Consider the following 24,190-nt stretch of genomic DNA (forward strand, 5'->3'; position numbering starts at 1 on the left):
ACTATTTAATAATTTACAATACAGAAACAAAAATTAACATAGATATAATTAAAACAGAAAAGCCTCACAAATTTTTGTGAGGCTTTTCTGTTTAATATGCTTTGAGACGGGGAATTACATCATTCCACCCATGCCGCCGCCGCCCATTGGAGGCATACCGCCAGCAGGAGCATCTTCAGGATCATCAGCCAATACACATTCTGTTGTTAACAACATTGCTGCGATAGAAGCTGCATTTTCCAATGCCACACGGCCCACTTTAGTTGGGTCAATTACACCAGCTGCAATTAAATTCTCATATACATTAGTACGGGCATTGTAACCGAAATCAGCTTTGCCTTCTTTTACTTTCTGCACAACGATAGAACCTTCAATACCTGCATTTTCGCAGATTTGACGTAAAGGCTCTTCAACAGCACGTTTAACGATAGCGATACCTGTAGTTTCGTCATCATTAATGCCTTTCATGCCTTCTAAAGCTTCAATAGCGCGGATAAAAGCTACACCACCACCAGCAACGATACCTTCTTCAACAGCCGCACGGGTTGCATGTAAAGCATCATCAACACGGTCTTTTTTCTCTTTCATTTCTACTTCAGAAGCAGCACCTACATAAAGAACAGCAACACCACCAGCTAATTTAGCCAAGCGCTCCTGTAATTTTTCTTTATCGTAATCAGATGTTGTCGTCTCAATTTGAGCTTTAATCTGGTTAACACGAGCTTTGATGTCTTCAGACTGACCAGCACCATTGATTACAGTTGTATTGTCTTTATCAACCACCACTTTTTCAGCAGTACCTAAATAAGTCAGGTCAGCATTTTCCAGTTTATAACCTCTTTCTTCAGAGATCACTGTACCACCAGTTAAGATAGCAATATCTTCCAGCATCGCTTTTCTGCGATCACCAAAACCAGGCGCCTTAACAGCTACTACTTTCAGAGATCCACGGATTTTGTTTACCACCAAAGTTGCCAATGCTTCACCATCTAAATCTTCAGCAATGATCAATAAAGGTTTTCCGGTTTGAACTTGTTTTTCAAGGATCGGCAGCAATTCTTTCATGTTGCTGATCTTTTTATCATAGATCAAAATGTAAGGGTTTTCTAATTCCGCTTCCATTTTATCTGCATTGGTTACAAAGTAAGGTGATAAATAACCACGGTCAAATTGCATACCTTCAACTGTTTTTACTTCAGTTTCAGTACCTTTTGCTTCTTCTACAGTAATTACACCATCTTTACCCACTTTGCTCATGGCTTCAGCGATTAAAGATCCGATTACTTCATCATTATTTGCAGAAATTGAAGCAACTTGTTTGATTTTGTTGTTGTCTTCACCAACAGTTTGAGATTGAGATTTTAAGTTTTCTACAATTGCAGTAACCGCTTTGTCGATACCACGTTTCAAATCCATTGGATTTGCACCAGCAGCAACGTTTTTAATACCAGCAGTAACAATAGCCTGAGCCAGTACAGTCGCAGTTGTAGTTCCATCACCAGCGATATCCGCAGTTTTAGAAGCTACTTCTTTAACCATTTGAGCACCCATATTTTCAATTGGGTCTTTTAATTCGATTTCTTTAGCTACAGTAACACCATCTTTAGTGATCGCTGGTGAGCCAAATTTTTTATCGATAATTACATTACGGCCTTTAGGACCTAAAGTTACTTTTACAGCATTAGCCAAAGTATCTACACCTCTTTTCAGGGCATCACGGGCTTCTACGTTATATTTTACTTGTTTTGACATTTTCTTTTGTTGATTTAATGTTTTAAAGTTAAAATGCGCATGTTTAATTTAGCATTTCATCAATTTCATTGATTAAAGAGTTCCTAAAATATCAGAATCTCTCATGATTAAATACTCTTTACCTTCGATGGTTACTTCTGTGCCACCGTATTTGCTGTATAAAACCTGATCTCCAACTTTAACGCTTAAAGGAATTAAATTTCCAGTCTGATCTGCATATTTACCCGGACCAACTGCTACTACTACTCCTTGTTGAGGTTTTTCTTTAGCGGTATCAGGGATATAGATACCTGAAGCTGTTTTTTCTTCTGCAGCGGCAGCTTCAACAACTACTCTATCTGCATTAGGTTTAAAGTTTAAAGCCATAACTTATTCTTAAATTTAAATTTTATATTAAATATGAAAAGCGCATAATACGCCGTACTCATAGTATCAGTTTTTATGCCAAGCCTCGATAGCTTGCCAAATTTACACAGCCTTGTCAGCTAATGGTTTGAGGTGTTTCGGTTTTGTGTCAGAGTGGCAGAAAGCACAAAGCCCGCTAAGAGTAAATCTTAACGGGCTTTCTATATGGTTAATGGAACCGTCTTATTTAGCTGGCTTACTTTGGTCAGCAGGAGCCGGTGCCGGAGCAGGTTTCTGTGTGTTGTTTGCTGGCAACTGGCCAAGCGGAGAAGGCGCAACAGTTTTATCCAGCTGTTCCTGAATTTTGGAAGGTCCAGATCCTGTATTTCCTGTTTTTGCAATTGTGGTTACGGTTAAAGAAATCACAACGATCAAAGTCAGGCAAATCCAGGTACCTTTTTCAAGAACATCACCTGTACGCTGAACACCAAACATGTTACTTCCCGAACCACCTGTAGCTAAACCACCACCTTTAGGATTTTGTATCAAAACAAACAGGCCTAATGCGATGCAAATGATGATCAATAAAATAATTAAAAAAATCATAGTCGTTTATATAGTTAAATTTTCTTTTCTAAAGATTGGATAAGGTCGGCAAAGTAACGGCTTTTTTCTGGAAACTTCAAACTTAATTTTTGATAAGTATCTATTGCCTTGTGATAAAGCATCTGTTCAATATAGATTTTGGCCAGGGTTTCCGATACCAGATCATTGTGGTCTTCGGCACTTTTCTTCGCTTTATTCTCATTATCGATCTGCTCTGCATTCGGAGGGCTGATCTGCGGATCTTTTTTTAAGAAATTGTCAATGATCTCCGTTCCCTTATGGTCAACAGGTTTTCCCATCGGGTTATCGCCTGTCACTTCATCCGCATCAAATGGACTTTGAAGGTGAAATATATGTTCTACATACTGCTGTTGCAGTTCACCGGGGGTGTTGCTTTTTTTGGGAGAGGCATAAGGTTGAAAAATGGACTGATGCTCTTTTCGTGTCTTGGCCAGCCACCATAAAAAGGTATAAGGCAGGGTGTCGTCATGATAATTGCTCACGCTTGCCGTCTCTTCGGGCTGAACATCCGCAGGAGGAGTAGGCTCTTCCCTGGAATCTTCAGGCGCAAATTTTTCTTCGAAAGCAAAGAAGTCAACAGACATGCCTTCCAGTACAAAGTCATCCTCAATAGTCTCTATTCTTGCAGAAGGATCATCCTGGGCAGGAGTGGCCTGATGAGCAGCAGGCTGAAAATCATCCACATTCAATTCTGAGATTTCTTCAAATATTTCTTCTTCTTCAACATCTGCCTGAGGGCTTGCACCAATCAATTCAAAGTCTCTCTGAAGTGGCCATTCCTGCTGTTCCAGTACCTTGTGAAGTAAAGTGCCGTTGGTATAAAATGCAGCCTTATTCCTTGCACGGTCATCAGCAGCATTTGCTTTTGCCGACAGCAGGTGCGCCGGTTGGAAATAAGGATACAGTCTTGTCAGATCTTCTAATAAAGAAATATCCTGCTGATCTGCCAGGTTTGGCTCAGCAAGCAATATTGAAAGTCTATCTTGTCTATTTTTTTCCAGCTCCACGTTGCTAAGTTAGGGATTGAAATTCATTTAGTTTACCACTGTGCAAAAGCCCTGTTAAAAATATCGTCTATCAACATCACATTCACATCTTTAATCAGTTGGGGTTCAAGTTGCTGTATCGTCGATCCGTTTAAGGGGAAATTTTTGAATTTGGTAAAAGTCTCTTCAAAACTCTGTTTTGGGTTGATGTTGTTGGTGTATTTTGCCGTAATGGTAATCGTGATCCTGTTGGTTCCAGGAGTAAGTTGCTGGTTATCCGTGATGGTTACGGGTACAATCTCATAATTGGTAATGCGGCCTTCAATCGTTGCATCGGCTTCATTTTGACTAAGGCTTAAACGGGTCTGCTCCCGGATGCGTTTCTTCAGGGCTTCAGTGAAATCCTGGCTTAATGTTGGGATAACAAGAGGCGCATTGTTCTCAAAGAATTGTACATTGATGGTCTTCATGCTGTCTGGAATGGAAATTCCTTTCAAACTGATCGAACAGGAATTGAAAGTAACCACAATAAGTGCCAGCAGTATCGATAATTTCTTCATATTAATTCAAGTTCAATTCCTTAATCTTTCTATATAATGTGCGTTCAGAGATACCCAGTTCCTGCGCCGCAAATTTACGTTTGCCTTTGTGCTTCTTCAATGCTTTTTTGATCAGATCAGATTCTTTATCAATTAAAGACAGGGATTCTTCCACTTCTTCTGCATCATGTGCATAATTATACTCTACAGGAGTATTCGATACCGGTTTCTTGATGGTAAGCGTGGGTTCCAGACCAGAGCCCAGTTCCGTATCCTGGTAAAGCTGATTGATGAAGTGAGGATTGTCTGCAATAATATGAGAGGTGTTTCCTCCGCTCTGGATAATCTCGGCAACCAGTTTCTTCAGCTCCATCATATCCTTTTTCATGTCAAAAAGTACTTTGTACAGGATATCACGTTCTGTAAAATCTTCTTTATTGTGCTGTCCGCTTAAGGCCGGCAGATTACCGGAACTTTCATTAGGAATGTAATTCAGCAGCGCCTGTGCAGTTACATTTCTGTCTTTTTCCAGCACACAGATTTGCTCCGCGATATTTTTTAACTGTCGCACATTACCCGGCCAGCTGTAATTGCTGAGCATCTGTATGGCATCTGGCTCCAGTTGAATGCCCGGACTGCGGTATTTATCACTAAAATCTGCCGAGAATTTTCTGAACAATAAATAAATATCCTCTTTACGCTCATGTAGGGCAGGTATTCTTAAAGGAACAGTGTTTAAGCGATAATAAAGATCCTCGCGAAACTTTCCCGACTTTACACGATTGTACACATCTACATTGGTGGCTGCAATAATCCTTACATCCGTTTTTTGTACTTTGGAAGAACCTACACGAAGATATTCCCCGCTTTCCAGTACCCTCAGCAAACGGGCCTGAGTACCCAGCGGAAGTTCTGCAACCTCGTCAAGAAATATAGTGCCACCGTTGGCCACTTCAAAATAACCTTTCCGGGCTTCATGGGCACCAGTGAAAGATCCTTTCTCATGTCCAAATAATTCTGAATCAATTGTTCCTTCCGGAATAGCACCGCAGTTCACGGCGATAAATGCCCCGTGTTTTCTGGCGCTCAACTGATGTATGATATGTGAAAAAACTTCCTTACCACTACCACTTTCACCTGTAATTAAAACAGACATATCCGTAGGGGCAACTTGTCTCGCAGTATCTATAGCCCGGTTTAAAAGAGGAGAGCCCCCAATGATACCGAAGCGGTTTTTAATGTCTTGTATATCCATATGTTAATCTGCTATTCTGCCCAATAAGGTAGCTGAAGTACAACGTTCAATGAATACGTTCAGATATTGCCCTGCCTTAATTTCTTCAGAGGCCGGGAAAACAACCATTGCATTCTGGTCTGTCCTGCCGCAATAGTCTTTATCTGATTTTTTAGAAGGGCCTTCTACCAGGATGCGGAGTGTTTTGCCTACATTCTGTTGAAGTCTGTATAAGGACCATTCCTGTTGTTTAAGCAGAATCTCACTTAACCTGCGTCTTTTTACCTCGTCAGGAATATCATCTTCCAGTTTTCTTGCGGCCAGCGTACCAGGTCTTTCAGAATAGCTGAAGGTAAAAGCGAAATCATAACCCACATAATCCATCATGGTCAGCGTTTCCTGATGCTCTTCTTCGGTTTCGGTACAGAAACCTGCAATGATATCAGAAGAGATGGCGCAGTCAGGAATGATATTTCTGATGGCATCTATCCGGTTAATGTACCATTCACGTGTATACGTACGGTTCATCAGGTCCAGGACCCTGCTGCTTCCGGATTGAACAGGAAGGTGGATATAGTTGCAAATATTATCGTGTTTGGCAATCGTGTATAAAACTTCGTCGGTAATATCTTTAGGATGTGAGGTAGAGAACCGGATCCTGATTTCCGGGCTGATTAAGGCTACTTTCTCCAGGAGTTGTGCAAAGTTAACTTCAATTTCAGCATTTTCCTCTGCATCTGCACCTTTCCATTTATAGGAGTCAACATTTTGTCCAAGTAAGGTCACTTCTTTATAGCCTTTGTCAAATAAATCCTGTGCTTCAGCTAAAATAGAATGTGGATCCCTGCTGCGCTCCCTTCCGCGGGTAAAAGGAACCACGCAAAAAGAGCACATATTGTCGCAGCCCCGCATAATCGAAATAAAAGCAGTAATGCCATTTCCATTTAAACGCACCGGGCTGATGTCTGCATAAGTTTCTTCCCTTGACAGCAGTACATTGATGGCTTTTTGCCCGTCTTCTACCTGACCAATCAGCTGTGGAAGATCACGGTAAGCATCAGGCCCAACCACAACATCCACCAGTTTCTCTTCTTCTAAGAATTTCGATTTCAGGCGTTCGGCCATACAGCCCAGCACACCAACGATGAGTTTCGGATTGCGGCGTTTTTCGACACCGAACTGAGAAAGACGGTTTCTAACCCGTTGCTCGGCATTCTCTCTGATGGAGCAGGTATTGATGAATACCACATCCGCTTCTTTATAATCTCCGGTGGTTTCAAAACCTTGGTCCAACAAGATAGACGCTACAATTTCGCTGTCTGCAAAATTCATCTGGCAACCATAACTTTCGATATAGAGCTTTCTGCCGTTGCGCTTTACGGGTGCATCTATTACTAAAGCCTCACCCTGGCGTCCTTCATCGTGTGTCTTATCTGTTAGCTGTAAATCAATCATATATAGTTACTCTTTATTGGGACTCCAAAAATACATAAATAATTTCGTAAATGACAAAGTGGCAGAGATATTGTGTGGATTCTGTTTCTTGATCTGATGCTTATGACCAAACAACGAAAAATGTCTGCAATATGGAAATGGGTCATAGTTTCCTTTCTGTCCCTGTTTCTGCTTATCGGAGCAGCTGTTCTGTATTTTAGTATTAAATGGAAACCACGTATCACCAAAAGGATCAAAACTGAAGTATACAAGGGGTCACATCATTTATATAAAATAGATTTCAAAGACATTCATTTAAACATACTTCTCGGAAATGTAACGCTGGATACCCTTACGCTGATACCGGATACCGCTGAATTTCGTGTGCTAAGAGACCGTGGTCTGGCGCCTTCGAACATCTTCCAGGTGAAATTGGCTCACCTCAGGCTTTCAGGAATATCCGTGCTGAAAGCTTATTTTAAAAAGAAGATAGATATTTCAAGAATCCTTCTGGACCAGCCGTCTGTGCATATGATCCACAATGACAGAGCCAGGAAGAAAAAAGAGGAAGGACCTTCTTTGTTTGAGATGCTTTCAGGAACATTTAAATCTGTACATGTAGGACAAATTAAGATGAACAATGCGGATATAGACTATATCAGCGGAACCAGTTGGGAGAAACTACATCAGATCAGACATTTCAATCTTAGGGTAGAAGACTTGTTACTGGATTCTGCTTCCAGGCATGATCCAACCCGGTTTTATTATGCAAAAGATGTCGCATTTGAGTTGTTTGGTTACAGTGCACTCAGTAAAGACAAGATGTATACCATGAAGGTAGATACTCTTCGAGGCTCCGCTACAGGTGGGACGTTGAAAATCAGAGGACTTAAAATGATTCCGATGTATGCAGAACTCGAGTTTACACGGAAATATAAAGTCCAAAAGGACCGTTATCATCTGGACTTTTCTGCCATGGATTTTAAAGGGCTCAATTTTACCAGGCTGGACGACGAAGGCCGGCTACATGCCAGTTCTCTCCAGGTAGGGCCGGGAAAAGCCGCGATCTTTATGAACCGGGAACTTCCACCGCCCTCTTTTGATAAAGGAAGAAATTATCCACATATTGCCCTTCAGCGCTTGCCTTTGCAATTGTTGATGGATACCATACAGCTGCACGATATAGATATCGCCTATACTGAGTACAATCCCATTGCAAAACAAAAAGGAACTGTTGAACTGAATCATTTGCACGGACAATTGCTCAACATCGCTAATGACACCTTGCAATTGCCTAAGAAAAGTCATGCCTATGCTGATCTGCGGACAAGAGTGATGAAAGCAGCCGATTTGCATGTGAAAATTGATTTTAACCTTCAGGATAAAAATGGCGCTTTTCACTATTCCGGTAATATTGGCCCAATGGATATGGTCGCACTCAATCCTTTGGCGAAATCGCTTGGGTTGGTTAAAATTGAACAAGGGAAAGTGCAGAAGGCTGATTTTGATATTCAGGCCAATCTTCAGGGCGCAAAGGGAACGATGCACTTTTATTACAAAGACCTTAAAGTTGCTATACTCAAAGAAGGAGAAGATGGTGCACCGGCGAAAAAAAAGGGATTTTTATCCTTTCTGGCAAATAAACTGGTGATCATTGACGCCAACCCCTCTGAAGGTAAAGCCCCCCGGACTGCACATATTGTTTTTCAGCGCAGTCCGGCAGCTTCTTTTTTTAATTTGCTCTGGAAAGGTGTTTTTGTAGGCATGCGGGAGACCATAGGTATTGGGATGGTGGAGGTCAAAAGTCCGGAGAAAGCCTATGAAAAGGTAAAAGATAAAAAGAAACAACGTCTGGAAAAGAAAACAAAAGGCTAAAGACCAGATGTACTCTGTATGGATAAAATTGTATCTTAGAAAAGATATTTGCCTTAACAAATGCCAGATCAGATCACGAAAAAGTTCAATAGCGTTAAATGGATGGCCCTGGCGGCACTGGTTGTCTTTCTGGTTTTTGGAACGGGATTTATATATTTCAGACTTCGCATTAAACCCCTTATTGAACAGGAACTCCGTGAACTTGTGCCCCGTTCAACGCAAGGGCTGTACCATCTTGATTTTACAGGTTTAAGCATTAACCTTCTGACGGCAAATGCGAGTCTTTCCAATGTGAAGCTAACGCCGGATCCAGCGGTATTGGAAAAATTAAGACTATTAAAAAAAGCACCCAATAATGTCTATCATATAGAACTCCGGAAATTGTCTGTACTGAATTTTCATTTGTTCCGGATGTTCAAAGACAAAAGGCTGAATATAGATGAGATAGAAATTAACCGGCCAAAGATCACTATGGTGAACCGCCAGATGGATTATAACGAAAACAGGGCGCCCCGGCCTTTAAAGTCTCCCTATGATTATATCTCGAAAGTACTGAAAGAACTGAGTGTAGATACGGTGAATTTCCGGGAGGCTGCTTTCAAATATGTGGATAACAATAAGGAAAAGCCCATCGTAGACTCCATTGCCAACCTGAATGTTACCCTTGCCGACTGGCTGATTGACAAGGACTCTGCAAAAGATACCACCCGGATGTACCTGCTTAAAGACATCATGCTCAACCTGGATGATTATTCCTATGCCACCCCCGACAGTCTTTACAATATTCATCTTTCGGAAATGAACTTTAAGGCTTCGACAGGATTACTCCATGTAGATAAATTTGAGCTGCTGCCCAGGTATAGTGAAATGGAATTTGGTCAGAAAGCTGGTTATGCGAAAGACAGATACAGTATCCGGATGAACGATCTTCAGCTGACCGGAATTAATTTGCCGCTGTATATCAAGAAGCAGGAGCTGTTTGCCAGGCAAATGAGTATTGGTGATGGTACAGTTTCTGTATTTAACAACAATGAACTGGAAAAGCCAAAAGAACCCAAAATGGGAAAATACCCGCACCAGCTTTTGCAGAAAGTAGGCAGTAAGATCACGATCCGGAAACTGGACCTCTACCACCTTAATATCGCTTACGCGGAGTTTGACCGGAACAGCAAACAAAAAGGAAAGATCACTTTCGAAAATACTTCAGGAACCATCACCAACATTACCAATGCTCCGGCCGAAAAGCAAAAGAACAAGCTTATGGTTGCAGACCTGACTACTTATATGATGGGACAGGGAAAATTAGATACAAAATTCAGCTTTGATTTGCTGGCAGAGGATGGCGCTTTTACTTATTCCGGCCTTCTTCACGGACTGAATGGTCCGGCAATGAATGCTGTAACCAAACCCCTGGGCATGGTACATATCAAAAGTGGTGTAGTGGATGAGTTGAGTTTTGATCTGAAAGCAAATGAATATGGCGCATCTGGCAATATGGTTTTTAAGTATCATGACCTGGCCATTGCCGTCCTGAAGCGGGAGGCTGGAACAGCCTGGCTGATCCGCCAGGGTTTTCTGTCTTTCCTGGCCAACAACCTGATCATTAATCCGCAGAATCCCAGTAAAGAAGGAATACTCAGTAAAGCGGTTATTAACTATAACAGAGCGTCTGACCGCTCTTTCTTTAACCTGATCTGGAAATCGCTGTTCCAGGGCATTAAGTATAGTGTTGGTGTAACTCCTCAAAAAGAGGGGCAAATCAAAGCTCAGGTTGCCCGGTTCGAAAAAATGAAAACCGAAAGAGATAAGCGCAGGGCAAACCGCCAGAAAAGAAGGGCGCAACGTAAACAAGAGCATCAATGAAAAGGGCTGCAATTATGCAGCCCTTTTCTGTAGAATGGGATTATAACAATTCAGCCGGAACTGGTTTGTTGAGCAAATTCGTGTAATAAAAACGAATCCGTTCAGAAAGATCGTGGGCTGATTTTACCCCGCCCCAACCGTGTCTTCCGCCCGGATAGATCATCAGTTCAAAATGTTTGTTTAAATTTTCCAGTTTATCGATCAGCTGTATGGTGTTTTGCATATGTACATTATCGTCCATATCGCCATGCATAATCCGCAGCAATCCCTTGTAACGGTCGGCATAAGTCAGTACCGAGGCATTCTTATATCCTTCCGGATTTTCCTGTGGCGTATCCATAAAGCGTTCTGTATAATGGCTGTCGTACAGTTCCCAACTGGTTACCGGAGCACCAGCATATCCATAGTCAAAAACATCTGCTCCATAAGTTAAAGCCATGCAGGTCATATACCCTCCATAGCTGTGCCCGGTAATGAGGAGCTTCTTCTGGTCTACCCAAGGCTGGGCTTTTAACCACCTGCCTGCGGTCATATAGTCTTTCATTTCCCATTTGCCAAGGTTGCGGTGCATCAGAGCAACACCTTCTTTTCCAAACTGACCCGAAGCCCGGTGGTCAACCGAGATTTGTACGATACCCTCATTTGCCCACCATTGATTGGCCGTTCCTTTCCAGGTATTGGTTACGGTCCCTGCATTCGGACCACCATACATGCTGAAAATAACCGGATAACGTTTGGTCTTATCGAAATCTGTTGGGTAAGTGATCACTGCAGGCAAAAGATAGCCATCATCTGTAGGAATGGTGATCATCTCTGTTTTACCAAAAGCATATTGGCCAAATTCCGCTGATTTGCTGTCCCCTAATTCTTTCAGGATTTTTCCATTATTGTCCAGCAATGCCCTTTTTGGTGGGGTAGAAACATTGGAATAAGTGGTTATAAATTTATCGCCCGAAGGGGAAAGTTCTACCTGATGGGTATAATCGCCAAAGGTTAGCCGCTTCAGATTTTTACCACTGTAGTCAACACGGTACAAATCTGTACGCGTAGAAGCCTCCTTGCGTGCCATAAAATAGATCACCTTATGCTGTTCATCTGCTTTGAGCAAACGGGTCACCTGCCATTTTCCAGTGGTGATCGGATTGACCAGTTTGCCGGCCAGGGTATAGAGGTAAAAGTGTGCCCAGCCTGTTTTGTCACTTTTCAGGATATAATGTTTATTGTCTTTCAGGTATTCAATACGGCCATCATAATCCAGGTCAATCCAGGAACTTTGCTTTTCATCATAAATCTCTTTCTTTGAGCCGATCAAGGGGTCAACACTATAGAATTTCAGGTTATCCTGACCGCGGTTTAGCCACTGAACCATCATGTTCCTGCTGTCAAAGCTCCAATACGGTGTGCCAAAATACTGATCGTCTTTTTCATTGAAATCTGCCCAGATCACTTTTCCGCCCGCTGAAGGTACAAAGCCAATCTTCACTTCAGGATTGGGGTCGCCCGCTTTTGGGTACCTGGTTTTCTCGGTATAGCCATGCTGGCCGGTAGATCCATTGATCGGAAACATAGGAACTTTGGTGTCGTCGAAACGCATAAAGGCCAGATGTTTGCTGTCGGGTGACCACCAGAAAGCTTTGTATTTTGTAGGGCGGCCTAAAATTTCTTCAAAATAAACCCAGGAAGAATAACCATTGTAAATGACATCGGTAGCATCAGTGGTATACCGGATCTCTTTTCCGGTCGCAACTTCTACGGCATAGAGGTCATTGTTACGGGTAAACGCCATGTACTTTCCATCGGGAGATAAGGTAGGATTCTTGTCGCCTTCTTTAACCGGCGTTTCCTCCTTCGGTTTGACCGGGGGGGTATACACCGCATGTGCTCCGGTTTTCACATCAACGGTTTCAAATTTTCCGGCCTTTGTATTATATTCAATAAAATGCTGGTCATCGTTCCAGCCAGAAAGATAAGGTAAAGAAGTGCTTAGAGATGGCTGACCGCCAAAAGTTTGCTGTTTGCTGAGTCTTTTCAGTTGTGCATGTACTGAAAAGCTGAATGCGCAAACTACAGCTAAACTGCAGAGTAGAATTCTTTTCATTTTTGTAAGGTGTGTTTGAAATGTTGAAATTAGTAAAGAAGAACGAAGGGAAGAAATTGTCTGACAGATGTTACCAATTTAAGCGCATAAAGAAGGCGCCTGTGGTTCTCAGGCGCCTCAAAGAAAATCATCATGCAGAAAAAACATGACGTAAATTTTAACCGGGTTTACAATACCCAGTTCCAGCCAAATTCATCCGGGGCAAGACCGTAACGGATATCATTCAGCGTTTTTGCAATACCGGAAGAAACCGTACGGGTAGAAGGATCAGTTAAGGTATACAGTTTACCTTCGTAGCTGATTTCGCCGATTGGTGTTACCGTTGCCGCAGTGCCTGCAGCAAAAGCATCCGTTAAACGGCCGCTCTCAATACCTGCAATCACTTCTTTAACGCTTACCCTTCTTTCTTCTACTTCAACACCTGCTTTATGGGCAAGCTGAATGATCGTATCTCTGGTTACCCCATCCAATACGGTGTTTCTTACAGAAGGTGTAACCAGTTTTCCGTCAATCACAAAAAGCAGATTGGCTGTACCAGCTTCTTCAATAAACTCATGCGAAACTGCATCTGTCCAGATCAACTGATCAAAGCCTTCTTTTAAAGCTTCCGCAAAAGGATATAAAGAACGGGCATAATTACCGGCAGTTTTGGCAAAACCAACACCACCCTCATCGGCACGCGTATATTCAGTTTCAATTTTAACTTTCAGGGCTTTGCTGTAATATGGGCCTGTTGGTGTGGTCAGCACAGCAAAAATATATTTGTCTGAAGCACGGACACCTAAATAAGGGTCTGTAGCAAACATCACCGGACGAAGGTACAGGGAATAACCATCCTGATTAGGAACCCAGGCCTCATCTGTTTTAATCAGGGCTGCAATACCCTGCATAAAGACTTCTTCAGGAATGGTCGGCATAGACATCCGGACCGCTGATTTGTTGAAGCGCTCAAAATTCTTGTCTGCTCTGAAAACACTGATCTTACCATCCGCCTGGCGGTAAGCTTTCATGCCTTCAAAGATAGCCTGTCCATAGTGTAGGGCAGAAATCGCCGGGCTCATTGGGATCGGACCATAAGGTAGGACCTGCAGGTTCGTCCATTCGCCATTATCGTATTCTGCGATAAACATGTGATCAGTAAAAACCTTGCCAAAAGGCAGGTTTGTTAAGTCAGTCCCAGCTAATCTGGACTGCGTAGCTTTAGTGGTTTTAATGTTTAAAGTCTCTGTCACTGCCGTATATTCTAAAAATTCAATCAAAAGTAGTTAAAAAAACCTATTCCGCGCTGGTTTAATTTCAGATTAAATGGTGTGTTTATTACACTAAGAGCCCTGAAAACCCATACTTTAGTCTTTAATACAATACCCTGAATTTAATGGTTTGCTCAATTTTTTTAAGCGCTTTAAAAAGGGCTTTATCATATTGGGCATTAATGTCTGTGATCACGTAACCAATCGTCGGGTTGGTCATCAGGAACTGTCCCACGATATTGATGTCATGTTTGGCGAAAATGGTGTTGATCTTCGCCATAATTCCAGGAATATTGTGGTGAATGTGGATCAGCCTGTGTGATTTCTCTATCCTTGGCAATTGCAGGTTCGGGAAATTATGGCTCATATAGGTGGTGCCGGTATTCATAAAGTCGATCATCCGCTTAGGAATGAAATTCTGGTTGCGCGGATTGTGTTTCGGGTCATCAAAAACCACTATACCCATCTCCGTACAGGTTTGAAGTTCCAGCCTTTTGGCGTTGCCCAGGTAACCAATGGTTTTAAGTTTAATGGCTCTTTTTAAAGTCTCCGGTTCAACATGCTCGCCATCCGCCAGGAGCAGCATATGCACATCAGCTACATATTTTTCCTCAAAAGTCTCTTTGTGGCGTATCGAAAAGCCGTCCTTTTTTAGCAGATCAATGCTCTCCGGTGTTGCATTACCGATCACCAGGCATAAGATCCTGTTTTTAGGATAAGAAATGGCCCTTGGCAAGTTGTTTACGTATAGAAATTCATCGAAACTAGGTGTAATGTGGTCGGCTTTTTTAACAATGCTCTCCCGGGCAATATTCTCTGTAAACGCATAGAATTTCTTGATCAGCCCGCTCTCCCGGAGCTGGAAATCAGAATAGCCATCCCCAATACCATACAGATCGCCTTCCAGGTTCAGGTGCTGCATCAGCTTCACTTTGCCACCTTCCTCACTTAAAGGATTGGCATGATCATAATCGATAATCTTGCCATCACCAGTGGTTACGAAAGTATTGGCATAAATATTTTCCTTCTTGATGTGGTACTGGCTCACCACGGGCGTAATAAATTCTTTAAATCCTCCTGAAACAATAAGTACCTCGTCCGCATGTTTCTTGAAAAATTCTGCATTACGGGAAAAAGAACTGGAAACCTTTTTCTTCAGGTGTTTGATCAGCTGTTTCAGGTGGTTCTCGTCTGCTTCCAGTAATTTTACGCGCTGTGCCAGGCTCTCCCCGAAAGAAAGCTTTCCTTCCATGGCCAGATTGGTGTAGTCTTCAATCTTTTTATAGATCAATTCTCTGTCCGGATGCTTTTTAAGGGAAATACGCGCCAGTTCATCCAAGGCCTCCACCTGGGTAAAAGTACTGTCGAAATCAATAATGTAGTAGTTCTTTTGATTCATGTCAATTTTAATTTTTAACCCTGTTTAGCAGGGCGGTGCAGGTTTCTGCAATACTAAGTTCTAGTGGTCTGAACTCTATACCTATGGTTTTTTTAATTTTATCGTTGCTGTACAAACTCTCGTTCAGGCTGCTTCTGGCGGCATCACTGGTTAATGCAGCGGGTTTGCCGGTAAAGATAGAAATGATTTTTGCGGCCCTCCAGGCAATGCCGAGCATCCAGGCCCTGGCCTCTTTGGCAGGCGCTTTAACGCCAAAACCTCTGGCAATGGAACTGAACAAAGTCTGGTAGTTGTAATTCTCGGACGAGAGGATAAACCGGTCTTCGCTTTCTCCGCTATTCATTAAGGCAATCATCGCATGGGCAACATCGCGTACGTCTACCAGGCCGGTAGCCCCTTTGGTATAATAGGACAGCCCTTCTTTGACCAATTTAAATATAGCCCCGCTACCCTCAAAACCCGCATTTGCGCCAATTATGACAGATGGATTCACAATTACGGCATTCAGGCCTTCAGCAATTCCCCTCCAAACCTCCATTTCTCCTTCATATTTGGAAATGGCATAAGCATGTACATGGGCATCATAGACCCAATAGTCATCTTCTGTAATCAGTGCCATGCCTTTTTTAGGATTGCCCAAAGCGGCCACTGAACTTACATGAAGCAACCGGATGCCTTTTTCCTGGCAAATATTAACCACATTACTGGTGCCTTCAATATTTATTCTGAGCAGTTGTTCCTTGTCTTTTGGGTTGAAAGAAACCATTGCCGCACAATGATAAACTTGCGTAATATCTTCAAAGGCTTCCTCCAATGCGGCCAGATCATTAATGTCGGCCACTACCCACTCAATTAAGGGCTCAGTAACGAGTAATTCAGGAATTAAAGAGGTTGTTCTTTTCAGTGCACGTACCCTGATGCCCTCACGGGTGAGTTGTTGGATCAGTTCTGCTCCTAAAAATCCAGTAGCGCCGGTAACCAGTATCATTTCATTTCTTTTAGGATGTTCGGGGTATGTTTAAAATTTATTTAAACGTACTCTTATTAATATATGCTCTCAAAAATAGATATTTGATGCCATAGATTATATTACTTTATGTCCTTATCAGATTTTTTTTCTCCTTTAAGCCTTGATAAAATCACGCCTAAACCGGGATTTTATACCAGTCAACTGGGATTAAAGGCCAGTTTTTACACTGATGAATTTCCTGAACTGGAAGAAAATAGCTATGATATTGCCATTATAGGTGTACTCGATGACCGGGCTGCGGTAAACAACAATGGCTGTGCGCTTGGCCCGGATTATTTCAGGTCACAATTCTATCTGCTCCATGAAGGCGATTTTACCAGTAAAATCGTTGACTTAGGAAACATTAAAGCTGGTGCAAGTATTTCTGATACCTATATCGCTGTCAAAATGGTGGTGGCTGAACTGATCAGACTTCACATCCTGCCCGTTATTATTGGCGGAGGGCAAGACCTGACTTATGCGCAATATATGGCTTATGAGGCCCTGGAGCAAAAAGTAGATCTTGTGGTGGTCGATAACCGCTTTGACCTGGATGAAGATGATCATGAGGGAATAGAAGCCCGTTCTGATACCTATCTCAACAAGATCTTTTTACATCAGCCTAACTACTTGTTCAATTTCAGCAATATTGGTTATCAGACTTATTTTGTGAATCAGGATAGCCTTAGGGTAATGAATAAGCTTTATTTTGATGTACACCGGTTAGGCGAATTCTCGGAAGACATCAGCCCGGCAGAGCCCATTATCAGAAACGCCAATATGCTCAGCTTTGATCTTTCTGCCATCCGGTCTTCTGATGCAGGAGCCAACGCCAATGCGGGGCCAAATGGTTTCTATGGGGAGCAGGCCTGCAGGATCACCAGGTATGCCGGTATGAACGATAAACTTACTTCGATCGGTTTCTATGAATTTAATCCGGCCTTTGACAATAACGGACAAAGTGCAATGTTGCTGGCACAAATGGTTTGGTATTTCGTAGATGGGTATTACAACCGGAAAAAAGATTTTCCTTTAACACCCAAATCCCAGTACCTGATCTACAGAACCAGTCTGAATGAGGGGCCCGGTGAAATGCTTTTTGTAAAAAGCAAGAAATCAGATCGCTGGTGGATGCAGGTGCCTTATCCTAGCGGGGTTTCCAAAAATGAGCGTTACCACCTGATCCCATGCCGTTATGAAGATTACAATACCGCGGTAAATGGCGAAGTTCCTGACCTCTGGTGGCGTACCTATCAAAAGTTATTGTAATTTTTGTGTAGTGATTAACAGAAATTTGCAGACAATAATTAGCTTTGATTAACGTTTTAATAAATCGCAAACTATTATCATAAAAATAAACCCACAAATGAAAAAAACCATTTTATCTGCTGCCTTCTTATTGCCATTGGCAGCGATGGCACAAGACGGATACACCATTAAAGGAAAAGTAGGTGCACTCAATGCACCGGCCAAAGCCTATTTACAATACCGCACTGCTAAAGCGGTAGTCGTAGATTCGGCTGAATTAAAAAACGGTGTTTTTGAGTTCAAAGGAAAAGTAACTGCGCCAGCTGAAGCCCGTTTGATCCTGAAACACGATGCAAGCCCTGTAGACCAAAGAAAAGCAGGTGACGTACTTTCTTTCTATGTAGAAAACAAAGTGATCACTGTTAATGCGGCTGATTCTGTAAAAAAAGCTTCTGTTAAAGGTTCTTTGGTGAACGACGACAATGCAAAATTAAAAGCCTTGTTAAAATCTCCAAATGACAAGATGAACGCTTTGTCTGCCGAATATTATGCCAAAACAGCTGAGCAACGTCAGGACCCGGCTTTCAGAAAATCTCTGGAAGAACGTTCTGATGCAATTGAGAAAGAAATGGCTCCAATCAATAAGAAATTCATTGCTGAAAACAGAAATTCTTATATTGCTTTGGTGGCTTTCAGAGGAAGTATGGACCTGGACGCCGATCCTCAGGGTACAGAAGCTGATTTCAATAAATTTTCTGCAGCAGTAAAAGCAACGGATTTAGGTAAGAGCATTTCTGAAACCATCGAGTCTGGCAAGAAAACGGCCGTAGGACAAATGGCTATGGATTTTACGCAAAACGACGTGAATGATAAGCCGGTTAAATTGTCTGATTTCCGTGGAAAATATGTATTGGTTGATTTCTGGGCTTCATGGTGTGGACCATGCCGCGGAGAAAATCCAAATGTAGTAGCCGCATACAATAAATTTAAAGATAAAAACTTCACTGTTCTAGGTGTATCCCTGGATCAGCCAGGTAAAAAAGATGCCTGGGTACAAGCCATTGAAAAAGACGGCCTGAACTGGACACAGCTTTCTGATCTTCAAGGCTGGAACAATGCTGCAGCCAAAATGTATGGTGTTCGTGCAATTCCTGCCAATTTCCTGATTGATCCTTCAGGTAAGATTGTTGCTAAAAACGTTAGGGGAGAAGAATTGCACAAGAAACTGGGTGACTTGTTGGGTGCTTCCAAATAAGAAAAATAATAAATAAATAAAAAAAGCTATCTGATCTCAGATAGCTTTTTTTATTTATACAGGTTTTACCGGGCTACCTGTCCAGGAGGTTCCGGGCGCCAGGACTTCTCCTTTCATCACCAGAGAGAGTGCCTCCAGCTTAACGTCATTGCCAATCTCGCTGTCATATAGAATAATACTGCGCGCGCCTATGCTTGTTCTTGCCCCTATTTTTACCGGACCGACTTTCATCACCCGGTCTTCAAATAAATGCGTCTGCGGTCCGCAATCTTCATTCAGCGCAGAGTCGTCCCCAATGCTGACCATGTCGTATTCGGTTACATCGGTGGTGTTCATCCAGACCCGTTTCCCGGTTTTTACCCCAAGCAAACGAAGGGCAAGAGGCAGCCAGGGGGTTCCCTTCAGATATTCCAGCAGGAATGGAACGGATAAAGCCTCGTAAGTTGAAGTAATGGCTTCACTGCGCCAAACCTCCCATGTCCACATCGGGCTTTGTTTGGCTTTGTATTTTCCTACAAAAAGCCATTTAAAGAGGACGGTGATCAGAAAAGCCGGAAGCCCCATAAGGCCAAGGTAATAGAAAGGAAAGAGCAATAGAACTTTCCATAAGGGCTTTTGGGTGATCAGATCATGCCCAAGGGCAATAAATAAAATACTAAAGCAAATGATGGCTGTTTCTGGTGTAATGATGCGGATAAACTCTGTAATTGTTCTGGCCACTTTTCTTGGAAATGATGGAGTGGTGGTCAGTTCATCCGGAAAAGGATTGCTTTCCTGGCGTCGCGGTAGTGCAATGGCAGGAGAGCCGAACCAGTCTTTTGCATCAGAGCCGGCAAGTTGCTGCTGATCTGGCGGTGTAGACAATACTCCGATCAGCATATTTCCGGGCAGGTGATAACCCTGTGGGATGAGCGCACTGTTTCCAACAAAGCTTTTACTTTCTATAATGGTTTTGTCCAGGATGAGCTGCTGTCCGCGGACATCCGACTCACCCAGCGTCACCGCATCAGCAACAAAAGCACCATCACCGATTTCAAGCAAAGGATGGGTCACATTGCTGGCGGTTGAAATTTCTGTATTCTTACCCACTTTTGCACCCAGCAACCTGAAAAATGGGGCTACGAAAACGGTGGCATAGATTGGATGCATCACAATCAGACTTAAGGACATCAATTGGTCTGCCAGCCATTTGCGCACATAGAAACCGCTGTAAATAGAATGTTTTCCTGGTTTAATGCCATACTGCAGCAACCTGGTCACCGCTATGGTTTCAAAAGCATATAAAAGGATATAAGAAATGGCCAGTAGGGGCACAGTGATCATATAATTGAAATTATAGTCTGGTGCCGCATCATCCATTGCATTTAAAACCAGTATGGTAGGTAGCAGGGGCAATAAAATGATGACAGGAAAAAGAATCAGCAATACCGTAAAAATAAAGCTGTACAAACTGCGTTTAGCCGCAGTGACCGGCAAGGGCTGAGGAAGCTCTTCCATAGTTTTGGTTTCTTTGAGCTGGGCCGGACTACCTTTCCAGACTTCACGGGCACCTATTTTTTGCCCGGACTGCAAGTGGCTTAAATCCTGAAGTTCGCCCCATTCTTCTACCGTGGCATCGGCAGAAATAATGGCACTGCTGCCAATATAGGCATGATCTCCAATATGAATGCTGCGGATTTTCAGCCAGCCATCTTCCACAACTGCATTGTTAAAAACCACCTGGGAACTGATGCTGACATCTTCTCCTATGGTGAGCAGATCTTCTGCACCAATGGTCAATGAACTAAGCTGTGCAGTAGGGGCCACTTTAACACCAAGCATACGCAGGTACACCGGGTAAATTGGCGTTCCATTCATAAACTGGGTCGGAATTAAAGCTTGTATGGTCTTCACAAACCACCACCGGAAATAATAACTTCCCCACAGCGGATAATCCCCGGCACGGATCTTCCCGATGACCAGCCGTTTCACTAAAATACTCAGGGAAGTGAAAAAGGGTGGAATCAGGCAATAAAGTCCCAGTGCAGTAACAATTCCATAGGACAATTTTTCTGTACTTTCCCGTACATAATAATAGCCCAGATAAGGAACAAATATTTGTATAGCAAACAATCCATAGATGAGCAACAGGGAAATGCTCTGTGCCAGCCAGCAGGCCAGGTATCTCCATTGTGGTATTTTATTAAAGATACTTTGCTTTGGCGGCGCTTGTTGTGGAACCGATTCCCATACCTTGACCAGGCTGCTGAGCGGCCGATGCGTGTAAACGTCTTTTAATGAGGCATAGGGGATATTACAGTCGTTGCGGAGTTTGGAAATAAAGGCCGCCGCCAAAAGGGAGTGTCCACCTAAGTCGGTAAAAAAATCAAGATCAAGGCTAATCTCTCTGCCCGGAAAAGTCTTCCTGAGCATGGCAAGCACCCGGTCTGGCAACGGGGCATTTACATCCAGTGTTTCCCCGGAAAGGTCTGCGGGTGTACTCAACATGGCTTCTGGTACTGGAAGCGCTTTCCTGTTCACTTTTCCGCTGGGCATCCGTGGCATTTCTGAAAGAATGGCTATAGTGCCCGGAACCATATAGGGGGGCAGGAATTTGGCCAGTTCCAGCCGGATCAGTGCATCGTCTAAATTGATGGTGCCATCGGGAACAAGATAACCCACCAGCTGATCCTGGTCATTGCTGTCTTTTTTTACCGCTACAGCAGCAGCAGATACCCCTTGAAGGGCATTTAACCGGCTTTCAATTTCTCCCAGTTCAATCCGGTAGCCCCTGAGTTTGATCTGGTCATCCAGACGGCCAAGAAAGTCTATACTTCCGTCGGCATTGATCGTGGCGGCATCGCCGGTACGGTAAATCCGGTCTCCCGGCATCAGGGCAAGAGGCTCTGGTTTATTCAAAAATTTCTCTGCGGTAAGTTCGGGAAGGTCCACATAACCATTAGAGACGCCCGGACCGGAGATTACCAATTCCCCCCGTTCTCCAAGTGGTACGGGGTTATATTGCTCATCTACAACCGCAAGGCCATAATTTGGAATAGGCAATCCTATGGTGATGTTGTCACCCGGACGCAATTCAGCCATGGTGGCCGATACGGTTGTTTCTGTAGGTCCGTAACTGTTAAAGAATCTTCGGGAAGGCGTTGCCCACCGGGCCAATACCTGTGGCGTACAAGCCTCTCCACCGGCATTGATAAGTCTGATAGAGGGAATGGTATCTTCCACAACGGCCAGCAGGCTGGGTACCGCATGCAAGATGGTGATGCCCTGTGTACGCAGCGTATCACTGAGTTCGTCAATGGCCTTGGATGTCGTATTGTCTGCTATCCAGAGTGTAGCCCCGGCTAGATAGCTTACCCAGGTTTCCTCACACCACATGTCAAAGGATACAGAGAAACCCTGGTATACTTTGTCCGTTGGCAGGATATTAAAAATATATTGTTCGGCACGGACCAGATGACAGATCTGGCGGTGCGTAATAGGAATTCCTTTAGGTTTTCCGGTGCTGCCGGAGGTATACAGGACGTAAGCATCCTCATCAGGCCCCGCATCAGAACTGGTTATTGTAGCTCCTGCATTTTTCTCTGCTCCACGCGGTGGAACTTCTAACTGTAAACAGCTGGCGTTGATCTGATGCTCACAGAAACAAGCTGATGCACCTACTTCATTCATCACCAGTTCCACCCGTTCGGCAGGCATTTCCCGATCTAAGGGTACATAAGCTGCTCCTGCCTTAATGATGCCCAGGATAGCCACATGCAATTCCAGGCCACGAGGCCACCAGATGCCTACTTTAGCACCTTTTCCAATCCCTTGCTGGTTTAAAAACCGGGCAACAGCGTCACTCCACTGATCCAGTTCAGCGTAGGAAAGGGAAGTCTGGTTAAAAATCAGCGCTGTGTGCTGCGCATGTTTTTTAGCCGTTTCCCGAAACAGATCTGCCAGGGTTTCCTCGCGGAGAATTTCCGGTTTTAAAGGTCCGGTAACCATACTCACAGGCATCATATCAATATGCGTTCATTTAGATAGAAAAATAGAGAGAGTGGCAGCTGCCTCTATGAAGTACCAAAATACATTATTTTTGTGAAGTGTTTGATGTCTTTTCTAAAGACAGGAGCTAAGTGGCATGTATAGAGCGTTAAATAATAAAAATGTGACAGGAAAGGATCAGAATAAAAGAATTTATATTGATTTCAGCGAATGCCGGGCGGAGGAATCCGAGGCTCATTTTGAGGCGAAGATGGAGCAACTGCCTGTCCGTATGCAGGAAGAAATCAGGGCTTATCATTCCCCGCAAGACCGGGCATTAAAGCTGGGCGGCAGGTTGCTGCTGAAAAAAATGCTGGAGGATCTTAACCAGCCTCATTCACTTTCTGCCATGCAATATGGTCGCTATGGCAGGCCTTTTTTTGATGGCGATTTTCAGTTCAATATCTCTCATTCCGGAGAGCGGGTAGTCTGCGCTGCACAAATAGGTGGAGAACTTGGGGTTGATCTGGAAAAGGTCATTCCCATTGATCTAAAGGATTATATTAACTATTTTACAAAAGAAGAATGGGTAAAAATCTATCAGGGTCCGGATCAGAATGCCTGTTTTTTCAGCGCCTGGTCTAAAAAGGAAGCTTTTTTAAAAGCGACCGGAATGGGGGTTCAGTTGCCATTGGATAAAGTCAATGCTATTGGAAGCCATTTGTCGTATGAGGGCAGATCATTCTACTTTCATCAAGTGGATACCGGCCCGGAGTATCCTTGCTGGGTAGCAAGCAGCATTGCGTTTCCAGAAATCGTGCTTAAGAAAAGGTAGGTTTGGATAAAAACTTGTTGAAAAAACAATATTACTCTTCGTAGACTACGCTTTCTGCGCCTCGCTACGCGAGCTGCTTCGAAAGCTGAGGTCTCCCCTGAGTAATATTGTTTTTTTACGCGCTTAGCTGGAGGGGGAGTCCAGGCATGGCGCGTAGGAAGACAGTATAGTCCTGGTTTATATTGACTCCAGAATTAGTGCCTGATTAGAGCAGAGTAAGTCCGGGTTTTTCCACAAAAACCCGGACTTACTCCGGACTCAGACCGGACTCACTCTGCTAGGAATATAAACCAAGACATAACTATTTGCACCCTGTGTCTTACCCTATTTGCACCCTGTCTGATCACCACCCTCCCTCTGCAATTTGCTACGGAAAATTTTCGTACGCTGCGGAAAGACCTCAGAGATCTGCGGGCCTTTTCGGCCCGCCTGATATCGTTAGTCTTGAAGCAGCTGTACAGAATTTTCCGAACAA

The 24,190-nt window shown here is 43.4% G+C and carries 17 protein-coding genes; 5 read left to right on the plus strand and 12 right to left on the minus strand.

Features of this window, described 5'->3' with window-relative positions; translation table 11 throughout:
- Positions 1-114 precede the first annotated feature (114 nt).
- From groL to miaB, 7 genes are all read right to left on the minus strand, one after another.
- Complete coding sequence (groL, locus tag R2S08_RS13475) at positions 115-1,752, minus strand: chaperonin GroEL (protein ID WP_316835682.1); 1,638 nt, start codon at positions 1,750-1,752, stop codon at positions 115-117.
- 72 nt (positions 1,753-1,824) lie between these two features.
- Positions 1,825-2,118 (minus strand): co-chaperone GroES, encoded by a 294-nt coding sequence (groES, locus tag R2S08_RS13480; protein ID WP_133783569.1) that lies wholly within the window; start codon positions 2,116-2,118, stop codon positions 1,825-1,827.
- A 222-nt stretch (positions 2,119-2,340) separates the two neighbouring features.
- Positions 2,341-2,703 (minus strand): preprotein translocase subunit SecG, encoded by a 363-nt coding sequence (gene secG, locus R2S08_RS13485; RefSeq protein ID WP_133783567.1) that lies wholly within the window; start codon positions 2,701-2,703, stop codon positions 2,341-2,343.
- A gap of 14 nt (positions 2,704-2,717) precedes the next feature.
- A complete protein-coding gene (locus R2S08_RS13490; RefSeq protein ID WP_316835683.1) occupies positions 2,718-3,731 on the minus strand; it encodes a hypothetical protein in 1,014 nt (337 codons plus the stop codon).
- 32 nt (positions 3,732-3,763) lie between these two features.
- Positions 3,764-4,270: an LptE family protein gene (locus R2S08_RS13495; RefSeq protein ID WP_133783563.1), complete on the minus strand. Its 507-nt coding sequence runs from the start codon at positions 4,268-4,270 to the stop codon at positions 3,764-3,766.
- A gap of 1 nt (position 4,271) precedes the next feature.
- On the minus strand, positions 4,272-5,504 hold the full coding sequence (locus R2S08_RS13500; RefSeq protein WP_133783561.1) for a sigma-54 interaction domain-containing protein: 1,233 nt from the start codon (positions 5,502-5,504) through the stop codon (positions 4,272-4,274).
- Positions 5,505-5,507: 3 nt separating this feature from the next.
- Positions 5,508-6,938, minus strand: coding sequence for a tRNA (N6-isopentenyl adenosine(37)-C2)-methylthiotransferase MiaB (miaB, locus tag R2S08_RS13505; RefSeq protein WP_316835684.1), 1,431 nt, complete (start codon positions 6,936-6,938; stop codon positions 5,508-5,510).
- A gap of 102 nt (positions 6,939-7,040) precedes the next feature.
- Between miaB and R2S08_RS13510 the strand changes: the two genes are divergently transcribed.
- Positions 7,041-8,792, plus strand: a complete 1,752-nt coding sequence (locus R2S08_RS13510) for a hypothetical protein (protein WP_316835685.1) — start codon at positions 7,041-7,043, stop codon at positions 8,790-8,792.
- Between the two features lie 60 nt (positions 8,793-8,852).
- On the plus strand, positions 8,853-10,655 hold the full coding sequence (locus R2S08_RS13515) for a hypothetical protein (RefSeq protein WP_316835686.1): 1,803 nt from the start codon (positions 8,853-8,855) through the stop codon (positions 10,653-10,655).
- A gap of 40 nt (positions 10,656-10,695) precedes the next feature.
- On the opposite strand, the gene R2S08_RS13520 is transcribed toward R2S08_RS13515, so the two are convergent.
- The 4 genes from R2S08_RS13520 to R2S08_RS13535 form a co-directional block, all read right to left on the minus strand.
- Entirely contained in the window at positions 10,696-12,753 is a 2,058-nt protein-coding gene (locus R2S08_RS13520) for a DPP IV N-terminal domain-containing protein (RefSeq protein WP_316835687.1), read from the minus strand.
- Positions 12,754-12,920: 167 nt separating this feature from the next.
- Entirely contained in the window at positions 12,921-13,985 is a 1,065-nt protein-coding gene (locus R2S08_RS13525; protein WP_316835688.1) for a branched-chain amino acid aminotransferase, read from the minus strand.
- A gap of 121 nt (positions 13,986-14,106) precedes the next feature.
- Entirely contained in the window at positions 14,107-15,402 is a 1,296-nt protein-coding gene (locus R2S08_RS13530) for an HAD-IB family phosphatase (RefSeq protein ID WP_316835689.1), read from the minus strand.
- A gap of 7 nt (positions 15,403-15,409) precedes the next feature.
- On the minus strand, positions 15,410-16,390 hold the full coding sequence (locus tag R2S08_RS13535) for an NAD-dependent epimerase/dehydratase family protein (RefSeq protein WP_316835690.1): 981 nt from the start codon (positions 16,388-16,390) through the stop codon (positions 15,410-15,412).
- A gap of 108 nt (positions 16,391-16,498) precedes the next feature.
- Here R2S08_RS13535 and R2S08_RS13540 point away from each other — a divergent pair, with 108 nt between their 5' ends.
- Together R2S08_RS13540 and R2S08_RS13545 are read left to right on the plus strand one after the other, a co-directional pair.
- Entirely contained in the window at positions 16,499-17,680 is a 1,182-nt protein-coding gene (locus R2S08_RS13540; protein WP_316835692.1) for a formimidoylglutamase, read from the plus strand.
- Positions 17,681-17,777: 97 nt separating this feature from the next.
- On the plus strand, positions 17,778-18,914 hold the full coding sequence (locus tag R2S08_RS13545) for a TlpA disulfide reductase family protein (protein WP_316835693.1): 1,137 nt from the start codon (positions 17,778-17,780) through the stop codon (positions 18,912-18,914).
- A gap of 54 nt (positions 18,915-18,968) precedes the next feature.
- Here R2S08_RS13545 and R2S08_RS13550 read toward each other — a convergent pair whose 3' ends face one another.
- Positions 18,969-22,916 (minus strand): Pls/PosA family non-ribosomal peptide synthetase, encoded by a 3,948-nt coding sequence (locus R2S08_RS13550; RefSeq protein WP_316835695.1) that lies wholly within the window; start codon positions 22,914-22,916, stop codon positions 18,969-18,971.
- 121 nt (positions 22,917-23,037) lie between these two features.
- Here R2S08_RS13550 and R2S08_RS13555 point away from each other — a divergent pair, with 121 nt between their 5' ends.
- Positions 23,038-23,715, plus strand: a complete 678-nt coding sequence (locus tag R2S08_RS13555; RefSeq protein ID WP_316835696.1) for a 4'-phosphopantetheinyl transferase family protein — start codon at positions 23,038-23,040, stop codon at positions 23,713-23,715.
- Positions 23,716-24,190: the final 475 nt, after the last annotated feature.

The sequence above is a fragment of the Pedobacter nutrimenti genome (assembly GCF_032678445.1).
In the GTDB taxonomy this organism is placed as follows: Bacteria; Bacteroidota; Bacteroidia; order Sphingobacteriales; family Sphingobacteriaceae; genus Pedobacter; species Pedobacter nutrimenti_A.